The organism is Butyrivibrio sp. INlla16 (assembly GCF_900104155.1).
Classification (GTDB): Bacteria; Bacillota; Clostridia; order Lachnospirales; family Lachnospiraceae; genus Butyrivibrio.
In genome coordinates, this window is record NZ_FMYB01000002.1 from 140,792 (window position 1) to 154,732 (window position 13,941).

At 45.8% G+C, this 13,941-nt stretch carries 14 protein-coding genes; 13 read left to right on the plus strand and 1 reads right to left on the minus strand.

Features of this window, described 5'->3' with window-relative positions:
* Positions 1-12: 12 nt before the first annotated feature.
* From BLR42_RS01600 to BLR42_RS01615, 4 genes are all read left to right on the plus strand, one after another.
* The gene (locus BLR42_RS01600; RefSeq protein ID WP_091866073.1) at positions 13-1,116 is read left to right on the plus strand and encodes a hypothetical protein; all 1,104 of its coding nucleotides are present in this window, start codon (positions 13-15) and stop codon (positions 1,114-1,116) included.
* Positions 1,117-1,144: 28 nt separating this feature from the next.
* Positions 1,145-1,972 carry a hypothetical protein gene (locus tag BLR42_RS01605; RefSeq protein WP_091866075.1) on the plus strand — a complete coding sequence of 276 codons (828 nt, stop codon included), beginning with the start codon at positions 1,145-1,147 and terminating at the stop codon, positions 1,970-1,972.
* A gap of 161 nt (positions 1,973-2,133) precedes the next feature.
* Positions 2,134-3,450 (plus strand): GGDEF domain-containing response regulator, encoded by a 1,317-nt coding sequence (locus BLR42_RS01610; protein WP_170832598.1) that lies wholly within the window; start codon positions 2,134-2,136, stop codon positions 3,448-3,450.
* Between the two features lie 28 nt (positions 3,451-3,478).
* Positions 3,479-4,762 carry a putative bifunctional diguanylate cyclase/phosphodiesterase gene (locus BLR42_RS01615; protein WP_170832599.1) on the plus strand — a complete coding sequence of 428 codons (1,284 nt, stop codon included), beginning with the start codon at positions 3,479-3,481 and terminating at the stop codon, positions 4,760-4,762.
* A 127-nt stretch (positions 4,763-4,889) separates the two neighbouring features.
* Here the strand turns inward: BLR42_RS01615 and BLR42_RS22570 are convergent, their stop codons facing one another.
* Entirely contained in the window at positions 4,890-5,054 is a 165-nt protein-coding gene (locus BLR42_RS22570) for a hypothetical protein (RefSeq protein ID WP_022762445.1), read from the minus strand.
* Between the two features lie 258 nt (positions 5,055-5,312).
* Between BLR42_RS22570 and BLR42_RS01620 the strand changes: the two genes are divergently transcribed.
* The 9 genes from BLR42_RS01620 (at position 5,313) to fabF (ending at position 13,894) form a co-directional block, all read left to right on the plus strand.
* On the plus strand, positions 5,313-6,671 hold the full coding sequence (locus BLR42_RS01620; RefSeq protein ID WP_242879155.1) for an MATE family efflux transporter: 1,359 nt from the start codon (positions 5,313-5,315) through the stop codon (positions 6,669-6,671).
* A 181-nt stretch (positions 6,672-6,852) separates the two neighbouring features.
* The gene (gene acpP / locus BLR42_RS01625; protein WP_026499145.1) at positions 6,853-7,080 is read left to right on the plus strand and encodes an acyl carrier protein; all 228 of its coding nucleotides are present in this window, start codon (positions 6,853-6,855) and stop codon (positions 7,078-7,080) included.
* A gap of 13 nt (positions 7,081-7,093) precedes the next feature.
* Complete coding sequence (accD, locus tag BLR42_RS01630) at positions 7,094-7,942, plus strand: acetyl-CoA carboxylase, carboxyltransferase subunit beta (RefSeq protein ID WP_091866081.1); 849 nt, start codon at positions 7,094-7,096, stop codon at positions 7,940-7,942.
* Between the two features lie 69 nt (positions 7,943-8,011).
* The gene (locus tag BLR42_RS01635; protein WP_022762448.1) at positions 8,012-9,016 is read left to right on the plus strand and encodes an acetyl-CoA carboxylase carboxyltransferase subunit alpha; all 1,005 of its coding nucleotides are present in this window, start codon (positions 8,012-8,014) and stop codon (positions 9,014-9,016) included.
* Between the two features lie 4 nt (positions 9,017-9,020).
* Positions 9,021-9,968 (plus strand): beta-ketoacyl-ACP synthase III, encoded by a 948-nt coding sequence (locus BLR42_RS01640; protein ID WP_091866177.1) that lies wholly within the window; start codon positions 9,021-9,023, stop codon positions 9,966-9,968.
* A 5-nt stretch (positions 9,969-9,973) separates the two neighbouring features.
* Complete coding sequence (locus tag BLR42_RS01645) at positions 9,974-10,873, plus strand: DUF561 domain-containing protein (RefSeq protein ID WP_026499143.1); 900 nt, start codon at positions 9,974-9,976, stop codon at positions 10,871-10,873.
* Positions 10,870-11,823 (plus strand): ACP S-malonyltransferase, encoded by a 954-nt coding sequence (gene fabD, locus BLR42_RS01650; RefSeq protein WP_091866084.1) that lies wholly within the window; start codon positions 10,870-10,872, stop codon positions 11,821-11,823. The genes BLR42_RS01645 and fabD overlap by 4 nt, the downstream gene beginning before the upstream one ends.
* A gap of 29 nt (positions 11,824-11,852) precedes the next feature.
* Entirely contained in the window at positions 11,853-12,590 is a 738-nt protein-coding gene (gene fabG, locus BLR42_RS01655) for a 3-oxoacyl-[acyl-carrier-protein] reductase (RefSeq protein WP_022762452.1), read from the plus strand.
* Positions 12,591-12,619: 29 nt separating this feature from the next.
* The gene (gene fabF, locus BLR42_RS01660; RefSeq protein ID WP_091866086.1) at positions 12,620-13,894 is read left to right on the plus strand and encodes a beta-ketoacyl-ACP synthase II; all 1,275 of its coding nucleotides are present in this window, start codon (positions 12,620-12,622) and stop codon (positions 13,892-13,894) included.
* The last annotated feature ends 47 nt before the right edge of the window (positions 13,895-13,941 follow it).

The window sequence follows — 13,941 nt, forward strand, 5'->3', positions numbered from 1 at the left end:
GGGGGATACATAATGACGAGAATATCTATGAAAAGGTATTTCTGTTATTCTTCGGTGCTGTTAGTATTGCTGATGGCATTCTTTTTATGTCGTTATAATCTCTGCGTAAAAGCTGCTTCCACCAGTAATATCAATCCACAGAATGCTGTAAATATTTCCGTTAGTGGGTCAAACGAAACAGGAAGTGCAACCCTTGGAACAGAATACTGGTATAGCTTTCAGGCTCCTACCGGAAACGTATGGGTGATAGCAAGGCTCACAGGATCACAGACAGCGGGTGTAATGCAGATAGATATTCTGGATGAGCAGTTAAATGTGATTAAGTCCAGTTATACGCATACAGGAAACCATATTGCAGAGATTGTGTGTAGGATGGAATTCCAGGGAGTTGGCAGTAAAGATACATACATGCCTAAGCTTCTGGAGGAAAAGAATTACTATATTCGAATAAGTGGTACCGGGACATATACGTTGAACCTAAATAGCTATGCAGATGATTTTTATGGTGATTTTGATATGGCAACACCGTTAACGGCAGGGGCGGCACAAACAGTCGGAATGCTTGAACGCGACGATGACATAGACAGTTTTTATTTTGAAGTTCCCAATAATATGAACTATAAGGTAACTATTGTAGCTACTAAAAAGATGGATACCAGGATAGCTGATGACAATGATTATACAATCGACAGCAATAGCCTGAGGGTATTAAGAGACAACGGAACAGCTGAATATACGATGTCAGGCTACCAAATCCGGCGATATTTCTTTTTATCCGGAAAAGGCGGTACACAATACAAAATAAGTGTTGATATAAATAATGACGATTCACAGCTGGGACTATGGACAAGTGTTTCAACAAGTACAGGAAGCAGATATATTACAGTTAATACTCTAAAAGGTGCAAAAATCAGCATTATAGTAAAAAAGGGATCAAAAAATAAAAAGATCAAAATAAAATATAAAAAGAAGAAAAAAACTAAGATTTCACTTACTCAGAAAAAAACAACCCAAACGTACACGTTAACAAGAAACTTGAAACCGGGTGATGTAGTAATAGTCACAGCAACCAAGAAACGATATAAAGAATTCAATTATAAGAAGAAATGCAAGTAAGGTGAATACTGCCAAGAATGGAGGGGAAATGAAACGACGACTTCGTAATTTCATAATAATTCTTTTGGTTATAGTATTGTTCAACAGTTCTGCATTTAGCTCAAATGCTGCTTTTAATGATCTTAAAAAGAGTGGTTGTAGCTTTAATTTTACAAAGGGCTCCTGGATTACGGTGTACTCGCAAGTACCGGGAAAAAAAGGGCTTTCCAAGTTTTACGCAAAGATTACCAAGTTTCGAATGAGTGAATATCCCTCATCTTCCGGGACTTCAAGCTCATCTTCTCAGTCTACGGATTCGACTATGACAGTGATAATGACAATACAGGTGCAGAATCCCAAAAAGCCTTCGAAGAAGATGGCTAAAAAGCTGATAAATTCAGGACATGATTTTATAGACTATCTTGATGTTGTGGTTGTGGACAAAAGTACCGGAGAGAATTTAAATACTGCGGAAACGTCTGAAGAGGGAACCAACTACCATGCAGTAAATGTTACTGAGACAGAGTGGAAAGGATTAAAGCCTCAAAAAATGGCATGGTCTGACGGGACTGTGTATCAGTATTATGTTTCATACGTCAAGACTATTGTTATAAAGTTTCCATCCAACTATACAAAAACTTGTGTTGGAATATGCGGAACACACGTCGGCGATTATGAAAAGATGACAGACTGGAATGAGGGATTTATCGAGGGATATACGGTATTATCCGATACAACCCATGTTAAGCTTGGAAGTAAGAAGAAGACCTCTCAGCTTTCGCATTTTATAAATATCAAGAAACCGAAACAGGCTCAGTCGACTAGTGGTAATAATTCAAATAATACCACGCCATATAGATGGGGATTCAATAGATAAAAAATAGCGACGTGAACTAAGATATATCAGATATATCTTGCTTCCGTCGCTAATCTTATATTAATAAACGATAAACAATCATAAAAAATTCGTATATCGCCGCATTTTTCACAATTAGTCGCGTATAATGATATTAGGTATGATTTATGCGCGAGGTTTTTATGAAAAAAATCCTGATCGTAGATGATGAAAGAATTACACTGCGAATGACGCAGCATATACTCGCTTCTCAATATGACACAATTTGTGTGACATCAGGAAGTGAGGCCATTGAGGCATACAAACGTGAGAGACCTGACATGATCCTCACGGATCTTCATATGCCCGGAATGAGCGGCTTTGAGCTTCAGAATACACTTCAGGACCAGTATGCCGAACATATTCCGGTTATGTTTATGACTGCTGATGCCGACGAGGAGACGGAAGGAAAAGGCTTTGAGCAGGGTGCGGTTGATTTTATTAGAAAACCGTTTAGGGCAGATGTACTGCTTAAGCGTGTAGAAAACATCTTGAACCATGTGGAGCAGATTCAGGGACTTAAGGCAGCCGCCGAGACTGATCCCATGACAGGACTCCTTAATAAAGCATCTTCGCAGACCGAGATTGGCGCCATGTGCAGAAATACCCGCGGCGTCCTTATGATGATAGACCTTGATAGTTTCAAACTTGTAAATGACCTCTATGGACATAGCATGGGGGACAAGATTCTCATCAGATTTGCGGAGATAATAAGAGCAGCGATCAGAAACAACGACATCGCAGGCAGAATGGGCGGTGATGAGTTTATTGCTTTCTGTCAGAATATCCTGGATGAAAAAATCGTCGCCGAAAAGACCAGATTTATCAATGAAGAACTCCTCAAATCCGCGAAGGAGTTTATGGGTGAGAATATGAATATTCCGCTTGGAGCCTCGGTTGGAGCAGTTCTTGCTCCCGAGGAGGGCACCGATTTTCTCACCTTATACAAAAAGGCCGACAAAGCCCTTTACACAGTTAAGCAGAATGGAAAACACGGACACAGCATGTTTGTGGGCTCCGGTAAAAACGAGGAAGAGACGACATCAGTCACCTCGGATATTGCTCAGGACATGATGATCCTCGGGGAGCGTAACAAAGGAAAAGGTGCTTATTCACTTGATGGTGATCAGTTCAAACTCATTTATCGATTTTTATGCAGAGTACAGGAAAATTACCAGGTTGGTAATCATTTTATAGTATTTACAATAAGTCCCGAAAAAGAGGGCGAGACAAAGATTCCACAGGAAATCGGTGATGCGTTTTATGAGGTTGTGAAAGATTCCTTAAGAGGCAGCGATGTAGTATCACAGAATGGGAAGAGTCATGTGAGGCTGCTTTTACTGGAGTCAAAGGATGTGAATACTGATATGGTCATAAGGCGAATTATTGAAAATTGGAAGGCTAAGGATCCGGAAGGCAAATACGTTATCACCTACGAGATGGAAATGGTTAAGGGATAGCCACATGTCAACGAACGGGGGTAAAAGTATGAGAGATGAGCAGATGATGCATTACCTGACGGGGCTCCCAAATGCAGGGGGATATATCAGGGAAGTTGCAGGGCGCATCAATCAGGGGACTATCACAAATTACACAGCTTTCTATTTCAATCTGAAGGGTTTCGGTAATATCAATAGCAGATACGGAATGGAGGGCGGAAATAAGGTTTTAGTCCAGTTTACGGAAAAAGTGAAGGATTTTCTTCTGGATGATGAGGTATTGGGACATCTGGGAGGAGATAACTTTGTCGCGCTCATAAAGACGGAGCGGAAGGAAAAATTCTGCCGCCTTTTGAACGGAATAGAAGTCTATCTGGAAAATGATACCAAGCTGAAAATCCAATCGACAATAGGACTTTGGGATATCGAGGAGACTTTCGATGATCCCGGAGATGCTATCGGCAGACCATCCGTAGCGCTTCAGCATGCAAAACATGTGCTGCACGTGCCTGTCGTAAAGGTGACCGATGCGATGCTCAAAAAGGTTGCCAGCAATAAGGAGGTTTTGGAAAAATACCAGAGTGCGCTTGAAAACAGAGAGTTTCTTGTTTTCTATCAGCCGAAGGTGGATTCTAGGACCAACACGCTTGTTGGTGCAGAGGGACTTGTCAGATGGAAGCATGGCGGAGAGATGGTTTCACCCGGCGTTTTCATACCACCGCTTGAAGAGAACGGCGAGATAGTGCTGCTTGATTACTATGTGCTTCGCCGTGCCTGCGAGGATATAAAAAGATGGGTAGAAGAGGGGCTCACACCCGTACCTATCTCGGTCAATTTTTCAAGAAAAGACCTGCTGGACGTTGATCTGGCAGAGAATATAGACAGGATCATTACAAACTCCGGAATTGATAAGAAGTACATCGAGGTTGAGGTTACCGAGACCGTGGATGAGCAGGAACACGGTGAACTATCCAAGTTCATTAAAGACCTGTATGACCGCGGAATTATGACCGCAATTGACGATTTCGGAGCAGGATATTCTTCACTTGCAACACTTCGTGAATTCCAGGTGCACACTCTGAAAATCGATCGCTCATTCATTAATACCGATGAGTTCTCATGGAAGGATGAAGTAATCCTAAAGGATATTATCCACATGGCTTCAGGCCTTGGTATGAACGTCGTAACTGAGGGTGTCGAGAGAATTGATCAGATCGAATTTATAAACAAGGTCGGCTGCTTTGTTATTCAGGGGTTCTTCTATGACAGGCCACTGCCGGTGGAGGAATTTGAGGAGAGACTGAAAAATAAGGTTTATCCAAAGAAGGAATGAACATAATAAAAGAACCTGTACTTCGCGGGGGTACAGGTTCTTGTTTATTTTAAAATTCCCTATGCTCTGTGGACTGATCTTATTGTTATCTGACTGTCGAGCTCCGGATTTGTTATATTCTTTTTAATTACCAAACGAAAGTAACTGCTTCTGCTACGTCTTCTGTGATTGTGTTGTCTTTTACGAGTTTCTTAAGCCATTTCTCCAGGTCGTCTACCTTGTGTGCTGTCTCTATGAAGTGAATACTTTTTCCATTTACATCTTTTGCAAGAAACAATTCGTACATATACATAAGTCATTTACCTCCGTAAAACTCTTGTGATTTGTTTCATGCGTTCGGCCGTTTGTGCATGTTTTTTTGTTGTTCACTAATATTATCGATATGGGAATATGAAAAGTTTATAGCTAGAACAAATGTTTTTAACTTTCATTTTAGGGCGATTTCAGTTGAAAATTATATTCGGAGGAGGGTGTCTTGATAGATCGGGAAATCCAAATTGTGATATGATATCTAATTGGATGTGAAAAAAAAAGATTGGGGACATGAAGAGTGAAACTATTTGTACGTGATAAGCAATTCTATAAAATGCTGGTGGCGTTTGCGCTCCCGATAGCACTTCAGCAGCTGATAACTGTTGGGGTAAATATGGCTGATAACATGATGCTCGGGCAATTGGGAGAGGTTCCCATGAGCGGAGCCACGCTTGCCAACAATTTCATAACTATCTTTCAGATAATGTGTATGGGCCTTGGAATGGGTGCGAGCGTCCTTGTCAGCAGATTCTTTGGAATGAATGACAGACTCAGCATGAAAAAATCGGTAATCATCATGTTCAGGATGTTGTTTATAACCGCCACCTTTTTCTCCGTGATCACTGCACTTATGCCGGGAAATATCATGAGATTGTTTACGGCTGAAGAGGAAGTTGTTCGTCAGGGAACCGGGTATCTTCTGATTTCGATTCCCTGTTACTATCTGAATGGATATGCGGTTACTTCAAGCCTTATGCTAAGGAGCGTAGGAAAAGCGCGTGTTCCGCTTTTTGCAAGCTGCTGCTCGTTTTTTCTGAATATCTTCTGTAACTGGGTATTCATATTCGGAAAACTGGGTGCTCCGGCTATGGGAGTAAGAGGAGCGGCTCTTGGAACGCTCATTGCAAGAATAGTTGAATTTATAATCATATGTGGATTCTTACTGTTTCGTGATACAAATATCGGGCTTCGAATAAGCGATCTTACGATACCCGTCGGGGATTTGCTTCCGGAATACATTCGTATTTCCATTCCCGTTCTTATATCCGATACATTGCTTGGACTTGGAAACAGCGCAGTAGCAGTTGTTATGGGACATGTAGGAGCGAGCTTTGTTGCCGCCAATTCCATAACAACGGTGGTAATGTCCCTGGCAACCGTTATCATCCAGGGAATTTGTCAGGCAAGCTGTACGATTACCGGAATTACTCTTGGTAAGGGAGAGGTGGAAAAAGCCCAGCAGCAGGGAATTACATTTGCAACTCTTGGATTTGTCATAGGTGGTTTCGGGTGCCTGCTGATTCTTGCAATCTCGGATCTGGTGGTGGGAGCTTATAAAATCACACCGGAGACAGCTGTCCTTGCCAAGGATCTCATGCACGCGGTTGCTCTTGTTATCTGGTTTCAGGCGGCAAACAGTATTCTTACAAAGGGGACGCTCCGCGGAGGCGGCGATACGAAATTCCTCATGGTTGCGGATATTATTTTCCTCTGGATATGCAGCATACCACTTGGAGCGCTGGCGGGACTTGTTTTCAAATGGCCGGGCTTCTGGATATATATCATGCTCAGAATAGACCAGTTCATTAAATGCTTTGTATGTGTAATACGCCTTAGGAGCGGTAAGTGGATAAAGAAAATTGACAGGAAATGTTAATTCAAAAGAGCCTGTACTTCAAGTGATAAAGAAGTATGGGCTCTTTTTTGATGCCATGAGAAACGTTTTTGGGGATTTTGAAAAAATGACACTGAAAACATATTGACAAACGGAAACTTGTACGCTATTATTTCAAAGTAATTTAGTTAAAAAGAATTTAGTTAAAACGGAGGAAACAAAAATGACATTCGAGGAAATCAAGGAACTTATAGCAGAAATTCTTGCAGTAGATGAGGACAAGATCACAAAGGACTCAAAGCTCATCGACGATCTTGGAGCTGATTCACTCAGCGTTGTGGAGCTTCACATGGAGATCGAGGAGAGACTCGGCGTGAAGATTCCCGATGAGGAAGTTGCAAATCTTAAGACTGTTCAGGACGTGCTGACTGCAATCGAGGCACACAAATAATAGGAGGTCTGCGATGGGGACTTTTCTTGATTCGTTATCTTTTCCTGCAAGAGTCAGGAAGGATATTGGAGAGGTTTTCCTGAAAAAAGATAAGGAGCCGGTTTTCATAACCTGCAAATCCTGCAACAGACGTGCCCTTAAGAGGGACTGGCAGGAGAACTTCTATGTATGCCCTGTGTGTGGCAATTACAGACCGATAGGGGCTTACTACAGACTCTCACTCATCCTCGACAAGGGGACCTTCAGGGAACTCAACGAGGACATGACGGCTAAGGATCCGATGGGCTTTCCGGAGTACAAGGACAAGCTCAAGGGTCAGATGCAGAAGACCGGACTTCCCGAAGCAGCTGTTACAGCGACAGGGAAAATCGGTGGCCATAAGGTAGTGTGCGCGGTTTTGGACAGCCGCTTCTTTATGGGAAGTATGAGCAGTACTGTGGGTGAGAAGGTGACAAGGGCAATTGAGTATGCCACTGAAAAAAAGCTCCCGCTCATCATCTTTTCAGCGAGCGGCGGTGCCAGAATGCAGGAGGGTATCTACAGCCTTATGCAGATGGCAAAGACCGCAGCGGCAATTGAGGAGTTCAACGCAGCGGGAGGACTTTACATAAGCTTTCTTACACATCCCACAACCGGCGGCGTTACGGCGAGCTTTGCATCCCTCGGTGATATCACCCTGGCCGAGCCCGGCGCACTCATCGGATTTGCGGGGCCAAGAGTAATTGAGCAGACTATCCACAAAAAGCTGCCCAAGGGCTTCCAGCGAAGCGAATACCTTGAGGCACACGGTTTTGTGGACAGAATCGTTCCCAGAAGCGAGATGAGAGATACGCTCCTGCAGCTGATCGAACTGCATGCCTAAAGACAGCAACAATAAATGCCTTCCCCCTGGGGGGAGGGTGGCGCGAAGCGACGGATGAGGGGGTAACCCATGATACAAAAAGTTCTAACCAAAATAGACAAACTTGACGCAAAAATCTCTTCCCTTGAACAGAGGGCAATCGGCGCGACTAAGGCACTTGTAAAGGAGTCCTTAAAAGCACCCGATGTCCTTAGAGATACCCGGGAAGATTACGAAGCCTGGTCCGAGAGTGAAGATGAGCTTGATAAGCTCAAGGACATGCGAGATCACTTTCTTAGCGAATGTGAGAATCTCACACCTGATGAAAAGGTCTTCCTTGCAAGACATCCTAAGAGACCGCATATTGATGATTTTATCGGCGGACTTTTTACGGATTTCTTCGAGCAAAAGGGCGATCATCTCTTTGATGAGGACAAGAGCATTTACGGAGGAATTGCCCGATTCCATGGAATACCTGTGACGGTAGTGGGGCATATGAAGGGACACACCATGGAGGAAAACATGGAGTACAACTTCGGAATGCCTTGTCCCGAAGGATATCGCAAGGCTCTTAGAATAATGAACCAGGCTGAAAAATTCGGAAGACCGATCATTACTTTTATTGATACGCCCGGAGCTTATCCCGGACTTGAGGCTGAGGAGCACGGACAGGGCGAAGCCATCGCAATGAATCTTGCGAAGATGAGCCAGTACCATGTTCCGGTAATTTCAGTCGTTACAGGTGAGGGCAATTCAGGTGGAGCCCTTGCAATAGGCGTTGCAAACAAGGTTTTGATGCTTGAAAATGCGGTTTATTCCATTTTGAGTCCCGAAGGGTTTGCAAGCATTCTGTGGAAGGATGCTGAGAGACACAAGGAAGCCTGCAAGCTCATGAAGCTCACGGCAGACGACCTCTATGAGGCAGGAGTTGCCGATGAGATTGTAAAGGAACCTGTGGGGGGAGCGCAGAGAAATTATGGTGAAGTTTTCAAAAATCTGGACCGCGTCCTCTATTCAACCCTGAAGGAGCTGATGACACTGTCGCCATCCGGCTGCAAGAGACAAAGACTTGAGAAATACAGGAAGATCGGATGAGGTTATGAAAAATATTGAAATAATATCTACCGGAAGGGCTGTGCCCTCGAAGGTCGTTACCAACGATGATCTTGCGAAAATCGTGGACACCAACGATGAGTGGATAAGCACCAGAACCGGAATTCGTGAGAGACGCTTTTGCAGCGAGGAAGAAAGTGCGACCACTCTCGCAGTGGAGGCGGCAAGAAAAGCTCTTGAAGCTTCGCAGCTTGCACCATCCGATATCGGGGCATGCATCTGCGCCACAATTTCCGGTGACTATGCCACTCCAAGCATGGCATGTTTGGTTCAAAGAGAGCTCGGCTTAAGGGAGCCTATACCCACACTTGATGTGAATGCTGCCTGCAGCGGCTTTTTATACGGAATCGAGGTTGCAAGGGGACTGCTGAATGGCTGCGGTGAAAAGTATGCACTTGTTGTCGGCTGTGAACAGCTCTCAAAGCTTCTTGATATGACTGACAGAAGTACCTGCGTCCTCTTCGGAGACGGCGCAGGAGCTGCGGTAGTGAGGCTCTCTGAGGATGCGACTTACGCATCGACTCTCGGTGCAAGAGGCGGCTTTGAGATAAATGTCGAAGGCGCGGGACACGGTTCCAGCCACATCCATATGCAGGGGCAGGAAGTTTTCAAGTTCGCAACATCGATCATACCGGTTTGCATCAGGCAGCTTCAGGAAAAGAGCGGCCTTTCGGTGGAGAATGTAAGCAGAGTGGTCTGCCATCAGGCTAACGAGAGGATTATCGATTCTGTTGTCAGAAGGATGAAGGCAGATCCCGGCAAGTTTTACAAAAACATGGACCGCTTTGGCAATACAAGCGCGGCTTCGGTGCCGATCGCACTCGACGAGCTTGTGGAAAAAGGAGACATCAAGGCCGGAGACATGTTGATGATGGTCGGCTTTGGCGCAGGCCTCACCTGGGCCGGAGCAGTGATTCGATATGCAGGAGTTTAAATATTATGAAAAAAATCAATGAAATCCTGGGCACGGAGTTCCCCATAATCCAGGGCGGCATGGCGAACATCGCAACAGGCTCTTTTGCTGCAGCCTGCTCAAATGCCGGAGCCCTCGGACTTATCGGCGTCGGAGGGATGAACCCCAAGATGCTCAGGGAAGAGATAAGAATTTGCAAGAGTAAGACAGACAAGCCGTTTGGCGTGAACATAATGCTGATGCACCCCGATGCGGACGAATTTGCCGACATCGTGGTGGAGGAAGGCGTCAAGGTAGTTACCACCGGCGCCGGCAATCCCAGCAAGTACATGGAAAAATGGAAGGCTGCGGGCATAACGGTTATCCCCGTTGTGGCGGCTCCTATCCTTGCAAAGCACCTGGAAAAAGCAGGTGCGGACATGATCATCGCAGAGGGCTGTGAGAGCGGCGGCCACGTGGGAGAGATGACCACAATGACACTGGTCCCTCAGACAGTTGACGCGGTTAATGTTCCTGTTATCGCAGCCGGTGGAATTGCCGATAAGAGACAGGTCAAGGCAGCCTTTGCACTCGGAGCCAGCGGAATTCAGGTCGGAACCTGCCTCCTTGCAAGTGATGAATGTCCTATCCATGAAAACTACAAGAATGCCGTTATCAAAGCCAAGGGCACAGATGCGGTTGTGACAGGAAGAATCGGCGGAACACCGGTCAGAGTCCTCAAGAACAAGATGACTCGCGAGTACATCAAGCAGGAAAAGGCGGGAGCAGATATGCTCACCCTGGAAAAATTCACTCTTGGAAGCCTTCGCAGAGCCGTTTTTGAAGGCGACACCGATACTGGAAGTCTCATGGCGGGTCAGACCTGCGGACAGGTTAAGGAAATCAAACCGGTTAAGAAAATTTTAGAGGAGCTGATGGAAGAATGAAGACTGCATTTTTATATGCGGGCCAGGGGAGCCAGCACAAAGGAATGGGCGAGGATCTCTACCGCGATTTCGAAGAATTCAGAGGAGTTTATGACAATGCAAAGACCTCTTTTGATCTTAAAAAGATGTGTTTCGAAGATCCGGACGGAAACCTATCAAAGACAGGCTACACACAGCCCTGTATGGTTGCCTTTGCATCCGGAGTTACCGCAATTTTAAATAAACATGGTAAAAAGCCCGACTATCTTGCGGGACTCTCCCTCGGTGAGTACTCAGCTCTTCAGGCAGCAGGCGTCTGGGATTCAGGAAAAGCCATAAGCCTTGCTGCTTTCAGAGGCGAAGCCATGACCAAGGCTGCAGAGGGTGTTGAGTCAGCTATGACAGCGGTTATGGGACTTTCCGAAGAGGAACTGCAGGCCTGTGTCGACAAGGCATCAGAGGAAAGCTCGAATGGCAACGACGGACTTGTTTCCATCTGCAACGACAACTGCCCCGGACAGATTGTTATAGGCGGCGAGAAGAAGGCAGTTGAGAGAGCAACTGAGCTTGCAAAGGAATGCGGCGCCAAAAGATGCATTCCGCTTAATGTCAGCGGACCTTTTCACACAAAATATATGAGCAGCGCCGGCGATGCACTAAGGAAATATTTCAGTGATATTGAATTCGGAAAAGAGCAGATTCCTGTGGTTTTCAACGTTACAGGACGTGAGAAATCAGAGGCGGAAACCGTCGAAGACTTGCTTGTAAAGCAGGTTCAGAGCGGCGTTAAGATGACACAGACAATCAAGTACCTTTTGGATAAGGGCGTAAGACGCTTCGTCGAGATCGGCCCCGGAAAGGCACTCACAGGCTTTGTTAAGCGCACAGCCAAGGAAATGCAGGTAGATGATATCGAATGCATCACACTTGAAACCTCCGAAGATATAAAGAATTTCCTTGAGATTGCGTGAGGCGAAGGCTTAGAGACAGAGGACAGGATATGGCAAGAACAGTAATAGTAACCGGTGCGAGCCGTGGAATCGGACGTGAGATTGCGCTGGAATTTTCAAAGAAAAATTACAATGTTGTTATCAGCTACGCCGGTAATGACGAAGCCGCAAAAAAGGCCGAGAGCTTCTGCAGAGAATGCGGAGCTTTGGATGTAACCCTTTTCAAGGGAGATATCTCCGATGAAAATGTGGCTGAAAATCTCGTGAAGGAGACGCTTGAAAAGTACGGACAGGTGGACGTTCTTGTCAACAATGCGGGAATAACCAGAGACGGACTTATTGCAAGAATGAGCACGGAGGATTTTGACAAGGTTATTTCTACAAACCTTCGCGGCGCATTTTTGATGAGCAGATTCGTAACGAAGCCCATGATGAAAAATCGCTATGGAAGAATAATCAACATCTCCAGTGTGGTCGGAGTTCACGGGAATCCCGGACAGGCCAACTACTGTGCAAGTAAGGCCGGACTTATCGGAATGACCAAGAGCGTGGCAAAAGAGCTTGCTTCCAGAAATATCACAGTCAATGCGGTGGCGCCCGGAATGATTGCGACCGACATGACAGGTGCACTCAGCGATGCTCAGAAGGAGAACATAAACGCGCAGATTCCTGCGAAGAGAATGGGCGAGCCTAAGGATATTGCCAATGCGGTTGTTTTCCTTGCGGATGAAAACAGCAGTTACATCACAGGGCAGGTGCTCGGAGTAGACGGAGGAATGGGTGCGTAGGAGCAGAACTTCCTTAGAAAGAGGTAAAGATGAAAAGACGAGTTGTAGTAACCGGCATCGGCACCGTGAATCCCACGGGAAACAGCGTTGCGGAGAGCTGGGACAGCATTAAAAACGGAAAGATCGGAATCGGCGAGATTACCTGCTTTGATACCGAGGGCTATAAGGTAAAGGTGGCCGCAGAGGTCAAGGATTTTGATCCGACAGGAAAAGTTGATAAGAGAGAACTTCGCCACACCGCAAGATTCACACTCCTTGCACAGTGTGCGGCTGAAGAAGCCATAAAGGATTCGGGACTTTGTAAAAGCGCGGAAGGCGACTATAGTTACGATACACAGGTATCGGAGATTGCAGCTGACAGATGCGGAGTTATCATTTCAAGCGGAATCGGCGGTCTTGATGAGATTGAAAAGAATCACAGCAAGTCCCTCGATAAGGGCAACGGATTTGTAAGTCCTTTCTTTGTGCCCATGTCCATTACAAATATGGCAGCTGCCCGCATAGCGATTGCTCACGGCTTTAAAGGTATGTGTACCTGTCCCGTAACAGCCTGCGCAGGTGGCAGTAACGCAATCGGAGATGCTTTTTTCAGAATCAGGGATGGCTACGAGGATGCTATGATCTGCGGAGGTACCGAGAGTTCAATAACGCCTCTTGGAATCGCAGGATTCCAGAACATGAAGGCTCTTTCAGAGACTACGGATCCCGCCCGTGCGAGCATTCCTTTCGACAAGGACAGAAACGGATTCGTAATGGGTGAGGGAAGCGGAATTCTCGTGCTCGAAGAATATGAGCATGCGAAGAGCCGCGGAGCTCATATCTATGCGGAAATCGTTGGCTACGGAAGTAACTGCGATGCTTATCACATCACATCTCCCGCGCCCGGCGGAGAGGGCGGTGCAGCCTGCATGAAGCTTGCAATAAAGGATGCGGGCATCACAGAAAGCGACATCGATTACATCAATGCACACGGTACCTCCACCAGCCTAAACGACAAATATGAGACAGCTGCGATTAAGACCGTGTTTGGTGAAAAGGCTAAGGACCTCTACGTATCAAGTACAAAGTCAATGACAGGTCACCTTCTCGGAGGTGCCGGCGGAGTTGAAGCGGTATTTTGCGTAAAAGCCCTTGAAGACAGTTTTGTTCCGCCAACAGCGGGTCTCAAAGAGACAGATCCCGAGATGGATCTCAACTACGTTCCCGGCAAAGGAATCGAGAAAGAACTTAACTACGTACTTAGCAACAGCTTGGGATTTGGCGGCCACAACGCCTGCCTGATCTTCAAGAAATATAAATCATAATGCCTTCCCCCTTTTTGGGGGAAGGTGTCAGCGGAGCTGACGGATGA

Bases quoted from the DNA above. Each gene is read 5' to 3' on its own strand.
- fabG (WP_022762452.1), top strand. From the start codon at position 11,853: ATGGCAAGAACAGTAATAGTAACCGGTGCGAGCCGTGGAATCGGACGT.
- BLR42_RS01640 (WP_091866177.1), top strand. From the start codon at position 9,021: ATGAAAAATATTGAAATAATATCTACCGGAAGGGCTGTGCCCTCGAAG.
- BLR42_RS01600 (WP_091866073.1), top strand. From the start codon at position 13: ATGACGAGAATATCTATGAAAAGGTATTTCTGTTATTCTTCGGTGCTG.
- BLR42_RS01635 (WP_022762448.1), top strand. From the start codon at position 8,012: ATGATACAAAAAGTTCTAACCAAAATAGACAAACTTGACGCAAAAATC.
- BLR42_RS01605 (WP_091866075.1), top strand. From the start codon at position 1,145: ATGAAACGACGACTTCGTAATTTCATAATAATTCTTTTGGTTATAGTA.
- BLR42_RS01645 (WP_026499143.1), top strand. From the start codon at position 9,974: ATGAAAAAAATCAATGAAATCCTGGGCACGGAGTTCCCCATAATCCAG.
- BLR42_RS01610 (WP_170832598.1), top strand. From the start codon at position 2,134: ATGAAAAAAATCCTGATCGTAGATGATGAAAGAATTACACTGCGAATG.
- BLR42_RS22570 (WP_022762445.1), bottom strand. From the start codon at position 5,054: ATGTATATGTACGAATTGTTTCTTGCAAAAGATGTAAATGGAAAAAGT.
- fabD (WP_091866084.1), top strand. From the start codon at position 10,870: ATGAAGACTGCATTTTTATATGCGGGCCAGGGGAGCCAGCACAAAGGA.
- fabF (WP_091866086.1), top strand. From the start codon at position 12,620: ATGAAAAGACGAGTTGTAGTAACCGGCATCGGCACCGTGAATCCCACG.
- acpP (WP_026499145.1), top strand. From the start codon at position 6,853: ATGACATTCGAGGAAATCAAGGAACTTATAGCAGAAATTCTTGCAGTA.
- BLR42_RS01615 (WP_170832599.1), top strand. From the start codon at position 3,479: ATGAGAGATGAGCAGATGATGCATTACCTGACGGGGCTCCCAAATGCA.
- accD (WP_091866081.1), top strand. From the start codon at position 7,094: ATGGGGACTTTTCTTGATTCGTTATCTTTTCCTGCAAGAGTCAGGAAG.